The 14,691-nt window shown below is 60.2% G+C and carries 10 protein-coding genes, 1 tRNA gene and 1 pseudogene; all 12 read left to right on the plus strand.

The features are described 5' to 3' along the window. Positions 1 to 82: 82 nt before the first annotated feature. Positions 83 to 1,459 (plus strand): amidohydrolase, encoded by a 1,377-nt coding sequence (locus tag AAIL66_RS10135; protein WP_034382523.1) that lies wholly within the window; start codon positions 83 to 85, stop codon positions 1,457 to 1,459. A 638-nt stretch (positions 1,460 to 2,097) separates the two neighbouring features. After that, positions 2,098 to 2,174, plus strand: a tRNA-Gln gene (locus AAIL66_RS10140). 574 nt (positions 2,175 to 2,748) lie between these two features. Continuing rightward, positions 2,749 to 4,935, plus strand: a complete 2,187-nt coding sequence (locus AAIL66_RS10145; protein ID WP_343496643.1) for a TonB-dependent siderophore receptor — start codon at positions 2,749 to 2,751, stop codon at positions 4,933 to 4,935. Positions 4,936 to 4,947: 12 nt separating this feature from the next. Beyond that, complete coding sequence (locus AAIL66_RS10150) at positions 4,948 to 5,241, plus strand: hypothetical protein (RefSeq protein ID WP_034359605.1); 294 nt, start codon at positions 4,948 to 4,950, stop codon at positions 5,239 to 5,241. After that, entirely contained in the window at positions 5,241 to 6,962 is a 1,722-nt protein-coding gene (locus AAIL66_RS10155; RefSeq protein WP_343496644.1) for a PepSY-associated TM helix domain-containing protein, read from the plus strand. The genes AAIL66_RS10150 and AAIL66_RS10155 overlap by 1 nt, the downstream gene beginning before the upstream one ends. Next, positions 6,959 to 7,300: a DUF3325 domain-containing protein gene (locus tag AAIL66_RS10160; RefSeq protein ID WP_343496645.1), complete on the plus strand. Its 342-nt coding sequence runs from the start codon at positions 6,959 to 6,961 to the stop codon at positions 7,298 to 7,300. Before AAIL66_RS10155 ends, AAIL66_RS10160 begins: the two co-directional genes overlap by 4 nt. A 109-nt stretch (positions 7,301 to 7,409) precedes the next feature. Next, positions 7,410 to 8,591, plus strand: a complete 1,182-nt coding sequence (locus AAIL66_RS10165) for an efflux RND transporter periplasmic adaptor subunit (protein ID WP_343496646.1) — start codon at positions 7,410 to 7,412, stop codon at positions 8,589 to 8,591. Between the two features lie 5 nt (positions 8,592 to 8,596). Then, positions 8,597 to 10,555 (plus strand): ABC transporter permease, encoded by a 1,959-nt coding sequence (locus AAIL66_RS10170; RefSeq protein ID WP_274522638.1) that lies wholly within the window; start codon positions 8,597 to 8,599, stop codon positions 10,553 to 10,555. 2 nt (positions 10,556 to 10,557) lie between these two features. After that, on the plus strand, positions 10,558 to 11,946 hold the full coding sequence (locus AAIL66_RS10175) for an efflux transporter outer membrane subunit (protein WP_343496647.1): 1,389 nt from the start codon (positions 10,558 to 10,560) through the stop codon (positions 11,944 to 11,946). A 453-nt stretch (positions 11,947 to 12,399) separates the two neighbouring features. Continuing rightward, on the plus strand, positions 12,400 to 13,317 hold the full coding sequence (locus tag AAIL66_RS10180; RefSeq protein WP_045840363.1) for a LysR family transcriptional regulator: 918 nt from the start codon (positions 12,400 to 12,402) through the stop codon (positions 13,315 to 13,317). Positions 13,318 to 13,473: 156 nt separating this feature from the next. Continuing rightward, on the plus strand, positions 13,474 to 14,352 hold the full coding sequence (locus AAIL66_RS10185) for a pirin family protein (protein WP_343496648.1): 879 nt from the start codon (positions 13,474 to 13,476) through the stop codon (positions 14,350 to 14,352). Between the two features lie 126 nt (positions 14,353 to 14,478). Continuing rightward, positions 14,479 to 14,691 (plus strand): annotated as a pseudogene (locus AAIL66_RS10190) (permease); the annotation flags it as partial.

Consider the following 14,691-nt stretch of genomic DNA (forward strand, 5'->3'; position numbering starts at 1 on the left):
CTCGAATGGCGATTTTGCCGTGTCTGTCACAGGCGCTTCACTTTTAGCATGACTGCTTGTGCCATTTTTCAGGGTCACGAAGATGCTTCACAAACAGTCCGAGACAAAGCTTTCCACACCACCCCGCACAGGCCTGCGCCGCATTGCGCTGGCCGGCTTGCTGGCCTGCGGCCTGCCGCTGGCAGCCAGCGCGCAGGGGCTGGATGCCCAGGCTCTGGCGGCGCTGGATGCCGCCATTGAGCCGCTGGCGCCCAAGATGGTGGAGTGGCGTCGCGACATTCACCAGCATCCCGAACTGTCGGGCCAGGAGGAACGCACGGCGAAACTGGTGGCCGATCACCTGCGCCGCCTGGGCATGGAGGTGCAGACCGGCGTGGGCGGCACGGGCGTGGTGGGGGTGCTGCGCGGCGGCCGGCCGGGCAAGACAGTGGCCCTGCGCGCCGATATGGATGCACTGCCCGTGGCCGAGAAGACGGGCCTGCCCTTTGCCTCCAAGGCCAAGTCACAGTACATGGGCAAGCAGGTCTCGGTCATGCATGCCTGCGGGCACGATGCCCACGTGGCCATGCTCATGGGCGCAGCCGAGGCGCTGGCAGGCATGCGCACCAGGCTGCCGGGCACGGTGAAGTTCATCTTCCAGCCGGCCGAGGAAGGCGCTCCGGTGGAGGCCGATGCCCATGGCCATGTACCCAGTTTCGGTGCCAAGGCCATGGTGGAGGCCGGCGTGCTCAAGGATGTGCAGGCCATCTACGGCCTGCACATCACGGCCAATCTTCCCTCGGGCATGGTGGGCTACCGCAGCGGGCCGCTGATGGCGGGCTCGGACAACCTGAACATTCAGGTTGAGGGCCGGGGCGGCCATGGCTCGTCGCCGTGGAGTGCGGTCGATCCCATCGTCGCGGCCAGCCAGGTGGTGCTGGGCCTGCAGACAGTGGTCAGCCGCCAGCTCAACATCAGCCTGGAGCCGGCCGTGCTGACCATTGGTTCCATCCAGGGCGGCACGCGCTACAACATCATTCCCGACAATGTCGAGATGCAGGGTACGCTGCGCACCTTTGACGAAGACATGCGTCAGGAAGCGCACAAGCGAATCACGGCCACGGCCGAGCAGATCGCGGCCTCCAGCGGCGCCAAGGCCAAGGTGCGCTTCGGCCCCGTGGCCTATCCGGTCACCACCAATCCGGCTGCGCTGACCGAGGCTTCGCTGCCCGCGCTCAAGCTGGCCCTGGGCGGCAAGGCCATGGTGATTCCCAAGGTCAGCGGTTCCGAGGACTTTTCGGAGTTCCAGAAAGTGGTGCCGGGATTCTTCTACTTCCTGGGTGCACCGCCGGCAGGCCAGGACTTCACCAAGGCAGCGCCCAACCACTCGCCGCTGTTCGACATCGACGAGAAGCAACTGCCCACCGGTGCACGTTCGCTGGCCGCGCTGGCCGTGGACTATCTGCAGCGCAACCCATAGTCGTTGTTCACCATGAGCGGCCGAGCTCGCTTCCCTTAGGTCGCTTGCCTTTGTTCGGCGCCCCCTCTCTCGCTGTGAGGGGCGGGGGCTGCACCTTTGCTACTGCACGGCCGACCTGGGGCCTTTGTGGCTGTGTCCGATGTATCAATGTTTGCCGAGCAAGGCATCCCCGACCTGATGGGCTGCACCAGCGCCACTGTCGCCGCTGAAACTGCCCTGTGGGGCCGATCATTCTTGAGGCCAAGGTCATGCTTGATTGATCGATGCACTTGCTACGGCAAGGGCTCTGCATGGGCGAGCCATTGCCAATTTGCTGAGGAGGGAACAAAGCCACTTCGGTAGCCTAGTTCATTGGAAGAGCATCGTGCATCGAGCCCGATTCAAGAGTGCATGGAGGTCTGCAGGAAGAGACGGCAAAGAGGGGCGAGCTGCTCCGCCGCATGGCCCGCAAGCCCGGGCCTCAGGCACATGACTCAGAAAACGTGGGTGGCCAGAAACAAGTCGATTCGGTGCGGCGAAAGGCATTGGCAAGTGTTGAATGCTTCCGATCAAAGCATTGATTCGCTGACCGTGATTTTGTTTGGCAATGGGTGTTCTTTGAAACCCGGGGAAAACCGGGCTATAATCGCTATCTCTTTAGGGGAGTCGCCAAGCTGGTTAAGGCACTGGATTTTGATTCCAGCATGCGAAGGTTCGAATCCTTCTTCCCCTGCCAAGATATATAAAAGCCCCGTCTGTTTATGCAGCCGGGGCTTTTTCTTTGTCTTCAAGGCTGCGCCTGGGTCCCAGGAGAAAACCTGCACACAGGATTTTCTGCGGCCATTGACCGATGTCTATGCAATGAGTGCGCCATAAAGCCCGAAGTGGCTCAAGGTCCGGCATGGAAATTCCAGGTTTCCCAGGGACGCCTTCACTCTGACCCGGCGGGAGCGCAGATGTACCGCCAAACCGCCCGCGGCTTTGCTGGAGCGGGCCCTATGCCTTTGTGTGAATGGCGTCAACCCAGGCGATGAGCAGCGATTCAGCAGCACTTGGCACGGCGCAGTGCCAAGTGCTGCGCTATCTATTTACAAAACAGTGGCAATTTTTTTACCTGGGCTTTACAATCCGCGCGGAAATAGAATTGAGATTGATTCTCGTTCTGTTTCATCGCTGCCAGCCCGTATACGGTCTTTCCGTTCCAGCCACAGCGTCATTGGTACTTCGGCATTCCCCTGCCTGAAGAGAACCCTCAGGTTTGTTTTTGTACGCTCATGCTGGAACACTCGTTTTGCCCCGTAGCCGGGGCTTTGCCATTTCGTCTTCACACCACGGCTGTAGCCGTCAGTGTGCTCTGCCTGCTGCCCGGTGTCAGCCATGCACAAGAGGACGCAGCCTCGACACTTGCGGAAGTGACGGTGCAGGAAAAGGCCATTCCCAATGTATATGGGGAGTCAAGCGACTCCTATGTGGCCGCTGGAGTGGAGGTCGGCAAGGCGGCGCAGTCTTTGCGCGAGGTTCCGCAGTCGGTGACGGTGGTGACGCGCCAGCGCATGGACGATCAGGCCATGCGCACGCTCGATGATGTGATGAAGTACACCACCGGGATCACGCGCGAAGAGACCTGGCTGGACACCACCTATCTGTCCCGCGGCATGAACATCACCAACTTCCGGTTCGATGGCGGTGCTGCCAGCTCCTCTCGTTCAGGCAGCCGCAGTCTGGACATGGCGCAGTTCGACAGCGTCAGCGTTCTGCGCGGGGCCGACGGCCTGTTCGGCGCGGGCGAGGCGGGCGGAGTTCTGAACTTCACCTACAAGCGGCCCCAGGCCAAGCGTCAGACGCAGGTTCTGCTTTCGGGCGGAACCATGAGCAACTATCGCGCTGAGCTCGACACCACGGGGGCGCTGAACGAAAGCGGAACCCTGCGTGGCCGTTTCGTGGCCGTGAACCATGACCGCAAGGAAATGGCAGCCCCATCCAAGCTCAAGCGGCAGATGCTGTATGGGGCGCTGGAGATGGATCTGACGTCCAGCACAGTTGCCACATTGGGTGCCAGCTATCAGAAAGATAGAAATACGGGCTTCAATGCCAGCCTGCCGCGCTATGCGGACGGCAGCGATATCGGCTTTGCGCGCAATACCAATTTTGGCGCCCCCTGGAACTGGATCAATCGCGAAAACACCACGGTCTTTGCCAAGCTCGAGCAGCAGCTGGGCAACGACTGGCTGCTCAAGACCCAGCTCAGACACACCCGCTTCAATGAGGGCGTGAATGGCGCGGAGATCGAAAGTTCGCCGGATCCCGTCACGCTGCAGGGGGCGGACTGGTGGATTCATCAAGCCAAGTCACGCGAGCGTGAAACCAGCTTCGACATCAATTTGCAGGGCAGCTTTGATGCCTTGGGTCAGCGCCATGATGTGATCCTGGGTCTGGATCAGCACCGCAACAGCAATACCAACCGAAGCCTGTGGCCCAGAGTGGGGCCGGCCGACGTCTTCAACCGGATTCCACCGCAGGATCCGGGCTATCCGCTCGGTGACTGGACCAGCGGCTCGCAGGGCAAGACGCAAAAAAGCGGCCTCTATGGCTCGCTGCGCTTGCGTCCCGTGGAGCGTTGGTCAGTGGTGCTTGGCGGACGCTATGTGCTGCAGGATCGCAATACCCAGCACGACATGAACGGAGCTCTCACAGCCAGCAGCCGGGAGTCGAATGTCTTTGTACCCTATATGGGGCTGATGCATGAGCTGACCAAGTCCACCAATCTGTATTTCAGCACCGCCGAGATCTATCAGTCTCAGGCCGGAAAATTCTCTGCACCGCTGCCAGGGACGCCTCTGGATCCTGTGCGTGGCCGTACCTACGAGCTGGGCGTCAAAAGCGAGCTGACTCCCCATCTGATCGCCAGTGCGGCATTGTTTCGTACCGATAAAAAAGGCGAAGCCGTTTACGACCCCGCTTACCCCCAGACCGATTGGCGCGGCGGTTGCTGCTATTTCCGCGACGGCTTCAAGCTGAGCCAGGGCATCGATCTGGAGATGACGGGACGAATCACCCCCAATCTCCAACTGGCGGTGGGCTATACCTACAACAGCAACGAAGACAGACGCAAGGACAGCGCGCAGTTCAGCACGGTCACGCCGCGCCATCTGTTCAAGGCCTGGGCGGACTATCGCTTGAGCGGCGATTTGCGCGGCTGGAGCGTGGGCGGCGGTGTGGTGGCTCAGAGCTCGAACTACCGGGCTTCGGGCATCAGCGCTTACAACCCGGCAACGGGCCGTTATGACGGAGCCTGGACACCTTACAACTTCACTTCCCCGGGCTATGCGGTCTGGTCGGCACGTGCTGCCTATGCGTTCAACAAGGACTGGAGCGTAGCCGTGAATGTCGGCAACCTGTTCGACAAGACCTACTACAGCACGGTTGGTTATGCGGGCTACGGCAACTTCTACGGCGAAAAGCGTACCGTTACCGTGTCTCTCAAGGGCCGTTTCTGACGGGGTGTAGAAATGTCGCAATCTGATGGGCTGCGCTCTGACTGGGGACTGGGATCGCGTCTGGCTGCTGCAGTGCTGGGAGGCTATGCCGTCTCCAGTGCCTGGGTGGTTTTATGTGGTGCGATGAGTCAAGCCCGACTCGAGACCATGGTGGGTGGCATGCAGTCCAGTTGGCTGTGGTACGTGGCTGTGGTGATCGGTGCCTTCAGCCCGGCATCGCCGCGTCGGATCTGGGGCGTGCTGCTCATTCTGATTCTCGCCATGCTTGCAGCCACTGCGGCCTTGATCTTGCTGAAAGGACGCTGATGCAGCCGGCAAAGAAGGAATCGGGCGCGGGCAAAGGCAGCTTCCGTCAGGCTCAGGCATGGCTGCATACCTGGTGCGGCCTGTGGTTCTCCTGGCTGCTGTATGCCGTTTTTCTGACGGGTACCCTGGCCGTCTTCGAGGAGCCAATCACCCACTGGATGACCCCGGAGCATCATGCGCATGAGCAGGCCGAGGCCCAGCAGGCAGGCTCTGAGCGGGAGACGGCGTCTTCTATGAGCCAGCGTCTGCAGTGGGGCATAGCATATATGCAGAGGCAGCACCCTGGGGCGGACATGTGGGAGCTGTGGCCTGCGGACGCCAAAGGAGGCGGGGACTTGCGCGTCTACTGGTTCGATGGCGACGGCCAGTATGCGGCGGCCCAACTGGATCCTGCGTCCGGAAATGCCGTGGATGCTTCCGAAGTTCCCAGGGTGCGCCAGACATTGGGCGGTCATCATTTTGTGGATTTCCACTATCAGCTGCACGCGGGTCAGCTCGGTCTCTGGATCGTGGGCATCGCTGCGCTTGCCATGCTGGTGGCGCTGGTCAGCGGAGTGATTACCCATAGACGAATCTTCAAGGACTTCTTCACCTTCCGTGCCCGCAAAGGGCAGAGAAGCTGGCTGGACATGCACAACGCCGTGGCGGTGCTGACTTTGCCTTTCCAGTTCATGATCGCCTATACAGGCATCGCCATATCTTGCTCGACCTTCATGCCTGCCGGTATTGCAGCCTACTTTGGTACCGGTGCCGAAGCCGTCAAGTCTTTCCAGGTGGCGCTGAATGAACCGGGCAAGCCGCAGCGTTCGGGCCAGGCCATGTCCGTACCGGATCTGGAGTCCTTCGTGCTGCGCGGGCAGGCCTTGATCGGGCAACCGGTGCGCGCGGTGGTGATTGATTACCCGGGCGATGCGGCTGCACGCATCGGCATCTATGGATGGAATGACGCCGACGATCTGAGCAAGCGTCTCAGCCCCAGCAGCGGCATGGCCATGTTCTCGGCCGCCACTGGAGAGTTGCAGCAGTTGCGCTTGCCAGGAGGTGTGGATGGCGGTGCGGCATCACTCACGCAATCGGTGATCGGCGGGCTGCATATGGCGACTTATGGCGGGCTGCCGCTGAAGTGGATGTACTTCATTTGCGGGCTGGCCGGAAGCGCCATGATGGCCACTGGATCGATTCTCTTCATGGTCAAACGGCGGGGCAAGCATCAGGGGGAGTTTGGCTCCAGCACATCCACGGTCTACCGAATGATTGAAGCCGCGAATGTGGCGGCCATCGTGGGACTGGGCATCGCCTGTGTGGGATTTTTGTGGGCCAATCGTTTGCTGTCTGTCGAGATTTCGCAACGCTCCAGATGGGAATTGGTGGTGTTTTTTGCGCTGTGGATTCTGGCTCTCATACATGCGCTGCTGAGGTCGCCTCCACTGGCATGGCGTGATCAGATGGCAGCACTGGCTGTGCTTTGTCTCCTGTTGCCTTTGCTGAATCTCGTGACGACTGGAGATCAACTTGCTGCATACCTTCTCGATGGTGACTGGGAGGGCGCGGGGGTAGAACTTTTTGCCGTTGCTGTCGGAGTGGCGGCGGCTGGTGCCTGGGCCTGGATGCGCAAGACATCGGGCTTGAAGCCTGCGCGAAAGCAAATGGCTCGTGAATTGTCGAAAGGCCTGCCTGTGGCTGCGGACGCAAGTGCAGCGAAGCAAGGGAGCCTGTCATGACCTTGTGGCAGTCATCCTTGCAGGCCTTTGCTCTTTCGATGGGGGGCATGACGGCTCTCGCTTTTGCCATGGACCGCCATTACGCGCAATTGACATCTCTGGACGAGGTGCCGACAGCGCATCGTATGGCGCTGCGTGTGCTGGGAGCATTGCTTTTGCTGGCCGTCTGCCTGCCTGCCATGCGTGGGTGGAGTGCATCGGTTGGCAGCGTGCTCGTGCTGGGCTTCTGGAGTCTGGGGGCTCTCGCGACGGTCGCGGGGCTTTCCTGGTCGGCTCGATACCTGGCTGTGGCAGCCGCCGTGACGGCGCTGCTGGGGGGCGTCAGCTGCCTTTGGTGACGGAACCCTTGAAGCGTGCAAGGCTTCTGATCTTCAATCGCTCCAATTCATGCCGTGGCCATGGGTTTCAGCAGCGACTGCGAATTGTTTTCTGGAAAGTGCAACGTTCATGACGGTGGGACAAATCAAACGCTGGGGCAGCCTCGGGCTGCTGCTGGTCTGTGCCGGAGGTATTGCCTTGTGGTGGGGGAGTCGGCCCAGGGTCGAGTACCAAAGTGTTGCGGTGCAGCGCGGCGATGTGGAGTCCACCGTCACTGCCATCGGTACTTTGCAGCCCAGAACCTATGTGGATGTGGGGGCTCAGGTTTCAGGGCAGATCACCCGTTTGCTGGTCAGTCCTGGGGCCAGGGTCGAGAAAGGTGCATTGCTGGTGGAGATCGACCCCAGCGTGCAGCGCGCCACAGTGGATGCAGGAAGAGCATCGCTGGCGAGCCTGCGGGCCCAGATCGCGGAGCAGCAGGCACAGCTGAAACTGGCTGGCCAGCAGTTGAAACGACAGCAGCAACTGGCCGCCGAAGAGGCCACAAGGCAGGAGGATGTGCAGATTGCCGAGGCCCAGGTTGCCGGGGCTGCGGCGCGCATCGACCATCTCAAGGCTCAGATGCAGCAAACACAGGCCAGCCTCAAGGCTGACGAAGCACGTCTGGGCTATACCCGCATCTATGCGCCGATGTCCGGCACGGTGGTATCCGTCGATGCGCGTGAAGGCCAGACTCTGAATGCCACCTATCAGACGCCGAATATTTTGCGCATTGCCGATCTCACGGCCATGACGGTCTGGACCGATGTATCGGAAGCCGACGTGCGGCGTGTGAGAGCGGACATGCCCGTTTATTTCACGACTCTGGGCAGTGCAGGTCAGGAACAGGCGCGTCGGTGGAACAGCCGAGTGCGGCAGGTGCTGCCTGCGCCGCCGGCCAGCGTTTCCCCCGCCGCGGGCAATGCGGCGACACCTGCGGCGGCCACCAAGGCCGTGACCTATACGGCATTGTTCGACGTGGATAACAAGGATGCGGAACTGCTGCCGCAGATGACGGCCCAGGTGGTCTTTGTGACCGGTAGCGCCGAGCAGGCCTTGACGGTTCCATTGACAGCTCTTCAGTCTGGGAAAGATCAGCAATCACAGAGCGTTCGGGTACTGACAGCCAAGCGGAAGCCCGAGCAGCGAAACGTGAAGCTCGGAGTACGAAGTCGCCATCAGGTGCAGGTGCTCGATGGTGTGGCCGAAGGCGAGCGGGTCATCGTCGGCGAAACCCTGATTCCCGGCGGCCTGCGGTGGCTGCAATGGTGAGTGCGATGGAGCAGGTTCCGCTGATTTCGCTGCGCGGCATTCGCAAGCACTATGGCGGAGTGGGCGATCAGCCCTCGGTGACCGTGTTGCACGGCATTGATCTGGATATTCGCGCGGGTGAGTATGTGGCCGTCGTCGGCAGCTCCGGTTCGGGCAAGTCCACCTTGATGAATATCCTGGGCTGCCTTGATAAACCGAGCGAAGGTTGCTATCGGTTTCAAGGGAAGGACGTGTCCCTGCTGGACTCGGACGCCCTGGCCTGGTTGCGTCGTGAAGCCTTCGGCTTCGTGTTTCAGGGCTATCACCTGATTCCCAGTGAAAGTGCCTCGGAGAATGTGCAGATGCCTGCGATTTATGCAGGCCTGGCCAAGGAGCAGCGGGTGCAAAGAGCCCAGCTCCTGCTCGAGCGCCTGGGGCTGGGGTCGCGTCTGGGAAATCGTCCCAATCAGCTATCGGGCGGTCAGCAGCAGCGTGTGTCCATTGCGCGGGCGTTGATGAATGGCGGCCACATCATTTTGGCCGACGAGCCCACCGGGGCGCTTGACTCGCATAGCGGCGCCGAGGTGATGGCTTTGCTGCGCGAGCTGGCCGATGCGGGACACACCATCATCGTGATCACGCATGACCGCGAAGTTGCGGCTCAGGCAAGGCGTATCATCGAAATCAGCGATGGACGTGTCGTCAATGACAGTGCTCCCGATGGCATTCAGAGCCGCGCAGAGGTTCCTCCATTGACCCCGCAGCGCAACACCGCAACGTCGGCAATATCCTGGGTGGCTGAGATTTCCGAAGCTGCACGCAGTGCCTGGCGCGGCATGCGCATGAACCGGGTGCGCACCAGCCTGACCTTGCTGGGCATCGTGATCGGCGTGGCCTCGGTGATCGTCATGCTGGCCATAGGCGAGGGCGCACGGCGCAAAGTGGTCGAGCAGATGGGCACCATGGGAACAGCCATTCTCTATATGGGCAGCAAGCCGCCGGCCAGCGGCGGACCTGCGGGCCAGATCACCGAAGACGATCTGGCCGCCATGCGGGAGTTGCCGGCGATACGCAGAGTAATGCCCGTCATTGGGGACCCTGTCACGGTGCGCTATGGCAAGGCCGACAAGCAGGTCTATGTGTTTGCGGCCAGCGAGGAGATGCCGCTGGTTCACCATTGGCGCGTTGCCCAGGGCCGCTACTTCACCGATGTGGAAGACCGCGATCTGGCTCCGCTGGTGGTGATAGGCCACAAGGCGCACCAGCATTTTTTCCCGGAGGTGGCCAATCCCCTGGGGCTGCAGCTGATCATCGGGAACTCGGCGTTCGAAGTCATCGGTGTCATGAGCGAGCGTGGGGCTGACTCTGGCGCTCAGGACTATGACGACATGGTCTTCATTCCCTATCAGTCGGGGCGCGCGAGGGTCTATCAGGCGCAGACGCAGCCCGATTACGTGGTCGTGGAGGCCAGCTCCTCGGAGCAGGTTCACGAGGCCGAGCAGTCCATCCGCGGTCTTTTGCTGGCGCGCCACGGGGGGCGGGAAGACTTCGGAATCGGCAATGCAGCAGCCCGCATTCAGGCCGAAGCAGCAACACGCCAGAGCATGGCCGTGATGCTGGGGCTGATCGCGGCAGTTTCACTGGTGGTCGGAGGCATCGGAGTCATGAACGTGATGCTGATGACGGTACGCGAGCGCACCAGGGAGATCGGCATTCGCATGGCGGTTGGGGCTCGCCAGCGTGACATCCTGCGCCAGTTCCTTACGGAAGCCAGCATGGTGACCATTGTGGGTGGGGGTGTCGGTCTGCTTGCAGGGCTGGGCATCGGAATGACACTTCTTGTCTCTGGCGTGCCTGTGATTTTTTCGATGAAAGCCATGCTGGGGGCATTTGCCTGTGCGGTGCTCACCGGTCTGGTGTTTGGCTTCATGCCTGCCAGGACGGCGGCGCGTCTGGAGCCCGTGCGAGCATTGGCGGGAGAGTAGGCATGTACAAATGGAACGCAGTGCTGGCGGCTCTTGCTCTGGCTGGATGCGCGACAACGCAATCCAGTGACGAGACCCGGGGAATGTCTCTCGATATTCCTCATGCCTGGGCGCAGGAGCAGGGAGCAGAAAACGAACAAGTCAGCGCCAGTTGGTGGCACAGTTTTGGCAGCCCGGAGCTCAGCGCGCTGGTTGAGCAAGCCAGGAATCAAAGTCTGGATGTGGCGGCTGCCGTCGCGAGAGTGCAGCAGGCGGATGCCCGGGCAGCTTATGCACGTGCGGCCCTGGTGCCTGATTTGAATGCAGATTTCGGGGCCACAAGATCTGCAGCGATGAACAGTCATATGGAAAGAGACGCCAGCACTTGGCGAGTGGGTCTGTCGAGTAGCTACGAGCTGGACTTCTGGGGGCGCCAGCGTGCTTTGAGAGACGCCGCAGAGTCCAACAGGCAGGCCAGCGTGTTTGACCGTGAGACCGTGAGGTTGACGGTCACTGCCTCAGTCGCTCAGGCCTGGCTCCAGTGTGTGGGCTTGCGCGAGCGCGCCGCGATTGCCCAGCTCAATCTGGAGATTTCCGAGCGGCTCTTGAAGCTGGTCGAGTCCAGAGCCCGTTATGGTGCAGCGACCTCCGTGGAACTGGCTCAGCAGCGTGGCCAGGTTGCTGCACAGCAGCGTGTTGTGGCTTTGCTCCGAAAACAGATTGCAGATGCGCACGCGGTGCTGGCACTGCTGTCAGGGCAATGGACTATGGATCTTGTGAGCGAGACCAGTCTTTCGAATCTGGCGATTCCAGGCGTTCGCCAGGGTACGCCCGCGGATCTGATAACACGCAGGCCGGATGTGGCGAAAGCGGAGGCTCAATTGCTTGCGGCGGATGCGAATCTTGCCGCTGCCAGAGCAGCCATGCTGCCCCGCGTGACGCTGACCGCGGGCCTGAGCTCCGAGAGCGAAAAGCTCAGCAGGCTGCTGGAGAATCCCCTGTCTTCTCTGGCAGTGGGAATTCTGGCTCCGATCTTTGATGCAGGGCGACTTGCTTCGAACCGGGAGCTGGCTGCAGCGCAAAAGCAGGAGCTTGTGATCGGCTACCGCAAAGCCATTCTGCAAGCCTTCAATGATGTTCAAACTGCATTGAATGCAGTTGACGGCGCAGAAAGACAGGCGCTGGTTCAGGCGGAGGAAGTGGCTCAGGCCCAGAGGGCTCTTTCGCTGGCGGAAAGCCGCTACAAAGCCGGGGCGGACAACCTGCAGACCTTGCTGGATGTGCAGCGTGTGGCCTATCAGAGCCGAGACCTGGCAGTTCAAATACGACAGGAGCGCCTTCAGGCGAGCATCGTGCTTTACAGAGCCTTGGGAGGAGGTTGGAGACGATTGCCGGAAGGGCCCGAGAGTTGAAGAGCGTAAGCGTAATGCAACGGTTGAGGGCAGCAGGTCTGCGTCCAACCGTCGCCAGAATTGGCGTGCTTCAAGTCCTGCTGAGTTCTGCTCCCCATGCTCTCAGCAGAGATGAGATATATCGCCAGCTATACCTTCGGGGGACTCCTGTCAGTGTGGGAACCGTCATGCAGGTGGTGGCCCAGTTGAGCAGGCTGGGTGTCGTGCATCACAACGGCAGACAGGGGCGCGAGTCCGGCTATCTGCTCTGCGCAACCTAATTCAGCAGTCGCAGTACATACCCACCGCCCATGCCCTGGCCTGGAGCGATGTCCACGCACTTGTGTGCGACTGCAGACCGTTTCACAGAACTGCTAGGTAAGTTCATGTTATCTGCTGGATTTGATGATGCGCCACAATGCGGAATCATCATGTGCGGCAGATTTGCCGTGGTTCTCTGCTTCGTCACCACCCATGCGCGACCTCAATGATTTGTACTACTTCGTCCAGGTAGTGGACTATGGTGGTTTTGCTCCGGCAGGCCGAGCTCTTGGTATGCCCAAGTCCAAACTCAGCCGCCGTATTGCTCTGCTTGAGGAGTCCCTGGGCGTGCGACTGCTGCAGCGTTCAAGTCGGCGCTTTGCTGTGACGGATATTGGCCAAGAGTATTACCAGCGCTGTCAGGCAATGCTGGTGGAGGCGGAGTTTGCGCAGGAAGTCATTGATCGTACCCACGAGGATCCTCAAGGCATCGTGCGTCTAAGTTGCCCGCTGGCGCTGCTGGACTACCAAGTCGGTGACATGTTGGCGCGCTTCATGGTGCAGCATCCACGTGTTCAACTTCAGGTGGACAGCACAAACCGCCGGGTAGATGTGATCCGTGAGGGACTGGACCTGGCTCTGCGTGTACGTTTCCCGCCGCTCGAAGACAGCGAGTTGGTAATGAAGACTTTAGGTGAGAGCACGCAATTTTTGGTGGCTAGCCCTAGGCTTGTGAGCGCAATGGGCGGGATGCCTCAACTGGCGGATCTTTCGCAGTGGCCAAGCCTGGGCGACGGTCGGCTGCAGCGTAGTGAAATTTGGCAGTTGCAGGGGCCACAAGGCGCAACGGCAGAGGTGCATTACCAGCCTCGTATGGTTTGCGAAGACCGTATTGCCTTGCTTCAGGCGGCTTTGCATGGCGTTGGCGTGGTGCAGTTGCCGGCCATGATGATCCTGGATGATTTGCGTAACGGGCGCCTGGTCGACGTCATGCCCGGCTGGAAGCCTCGTGCAGGCATCGTTCACGCCGTATTCCCGTCTCGCCGTGGGCTGCTGCCTTCGGTAAGGTTGCTGCTTGACTTTCTTGGCGTGGAGTTCACTGCCTTGCAGGCACAAATCAAGCAGGCATGACGTCCAGGACCAGCTCAAAAGGGACGATGCACTATCGTTCCAATTAATGAACGCTGGTGGCAAGAATTCCAGGCTATTCAGCGCTCGTGTGCGTCTCTACAGTTACTTCTAACTCGTTCGCAAGTCCTACGTTCTTGCGCACTTCAGGAGAAGTAAATGCAAAAGACCATTCAAGGAATCTACAGCGCACCTCAGCAGCACTGGGTCGGCGATGGGTTCCCTGTGCGCTCTCTGTTTCACTACAGTCAGCACGGAACCCAGCTGAGTCCTTTTCTACTGCTGGACCATGCAGGTCCATACAACTTCGCGCCTACCAGCAAACGTAGGGGTGTGGGTCAACATCCGCATCGTGGATTTGAGACGGTAACAATCGTCTACGAGGGTGAGGTCGAGCATCGTGATTCCACGGGGGCAGGTGGCGTCATCGGCCCCGGCGACGTGCAGTGGATGACCGCTGCTAGTGGCATTCTGCATGAGGAATTCCATTCATCTGCCTATGCCGAGAGTGGCGGCCCCTTCCACATGGTTCAGTTGTGGGTCAATCTGCCATCCAGCGACAAGATGGTCGAGCCAGGTTATCAGTCGATCACCAATGCAGAAATTCCCGATGTCCCACTTTCCAGCAATGCCGGGCGAGTGCGAGTCATTGCCGGAAACCATCAGGGACATACAGGCCCGGCACGCACCCATACGCCCATCAATGTCTGGGATGTACGGATGACAGCTGGCAAGTCCGCAATGCTGCATATGCCGGAAGGGCACACACTGGCTGTGGTGATGCTGCATGGCTCGGTGCTGATCAATGGCCGGGATGCTGTTCGTACCGACCAGGTGGCACATCTGAGTGTGGACGGTACGCAGGTGTTGCTGGAGGCGAACAACGACAGCTCGTTGCTTGTTCTCAGCGGGATACCGATCGCGGAGCCCATTGTTGGATATGGCCCGTTTGTGATGAATAGCGAGGAGGAAATTCGCATGGCCGTCACAGACTTCAACAGCGGCAGATTTGGCCAGATCCATGTTCCAGCCTCCTAGACCGCACTGCGCGTGAAATCAGCCGAAGGCTGATGCTATCGCCACCTCTTTTCTCAATCCTTGCCAGCCGTGTTTCGTCTTCAATTTCGAAGCGTGGGAGAGCCGCGCCTTTACCTGGGATAAATCATGAACGCCAAACTTTCAGCTGCCGCCGCAGCCATTCTCTGGGGATTCACCTATGTGCTGACCACTACGTGGCTGCCTCCGCATCCCCTGTTCCTCGCTGCATTTCGTGCTCTGGGAGGAGCTCTTGTCTTGCTGGCCATTGTTCGCTGCGTGCCCCCACGTGTCTGGTGGGGACGACTGGCGGTACTGGGCACGTTGAACGCTGGGCTTTTC

The sequence above is a fragment of the Comamonas sp. F1-6 genome (genome assembly GCF_039581415.1).
Lineage (GTDB): Bacteria > Pseudomonadota > Gammaproteobacteria > Burkholderiales > Burkholderiaceae_C > Comamonas > Comamonas thiooxydans.

What these genes read in the sequence shown, in the direction of transcription:
- AAIL66_RS10135 (WP_034382523.1), top strand. Translation starts at nt 83, where the DNA reads ATGCTTCACAAACAGTCCGAGACAAAGCTTTCCACACCACCCCGCACA.
- AAIL66_RS10150 (WP_034359605.1), top strand. Translation starts at nt 4,948, where the DNA reads ATGTCGCAATCTGATGGGCTGCGCTCTGACTGGGGACTGGGATCGCGT.
- AAIL66_RS10155 (WP_343496644.1), top strand. Translation starts at nt 5,241, where the DNA reads ATGCAGCCGGCAAAGAAGGAATCGGGCGCGGGCAAAGGCAGCTTCCGT.
- AAIL66_RS10160 (WP_343496645.1), top strand. Translation starts at nt 6,959, where the DNA reads ATGACCTTGTGGCAGTCATCCTTGCAGGCCTTTGCTCTTTCGATGGGG.
- AAIL66_RS10165 (WP_343496646.1), top strand. Translation starts at nt 7,410, where the DNA reads ATGACGGTGGGACAAATCAAACGCTGGGGCAGCCTCGGGCTGCTGCTG.
- AAIL66_RS10170 (WP_274522638.1), top strand. Translation starts at nt 8,597, where the DNA reads ATGGAGCAGGTTCCGCTGATTTCGCTGCGCGGCATTCGCAAGCACTAT.
- AAIL66_RS10175 (WP_343496647.1), top strand. Translation starts at nt 10,558, where the DNA reads ATGTACAAATGGAACGCAGTGCTGGCGGCTCTTGCTCTGGCTGGATGC.
- AAIL66_RS10180 (WP_045840363.1), top strand. Translation starts at nt 12,400, where the DNA reads ATGCGCGACCTCAATGATTTGTACTACTTCGTCCAGGTAGTGGACTAT.
- AAIL66_RS10185 (WP_343496648.1), top strand. Translation starts at nt 13,474, where the DNA reads ATGCAAAAGACCATTCAAGGAATCTACAGCGCACCTCAGCAGCACTGG.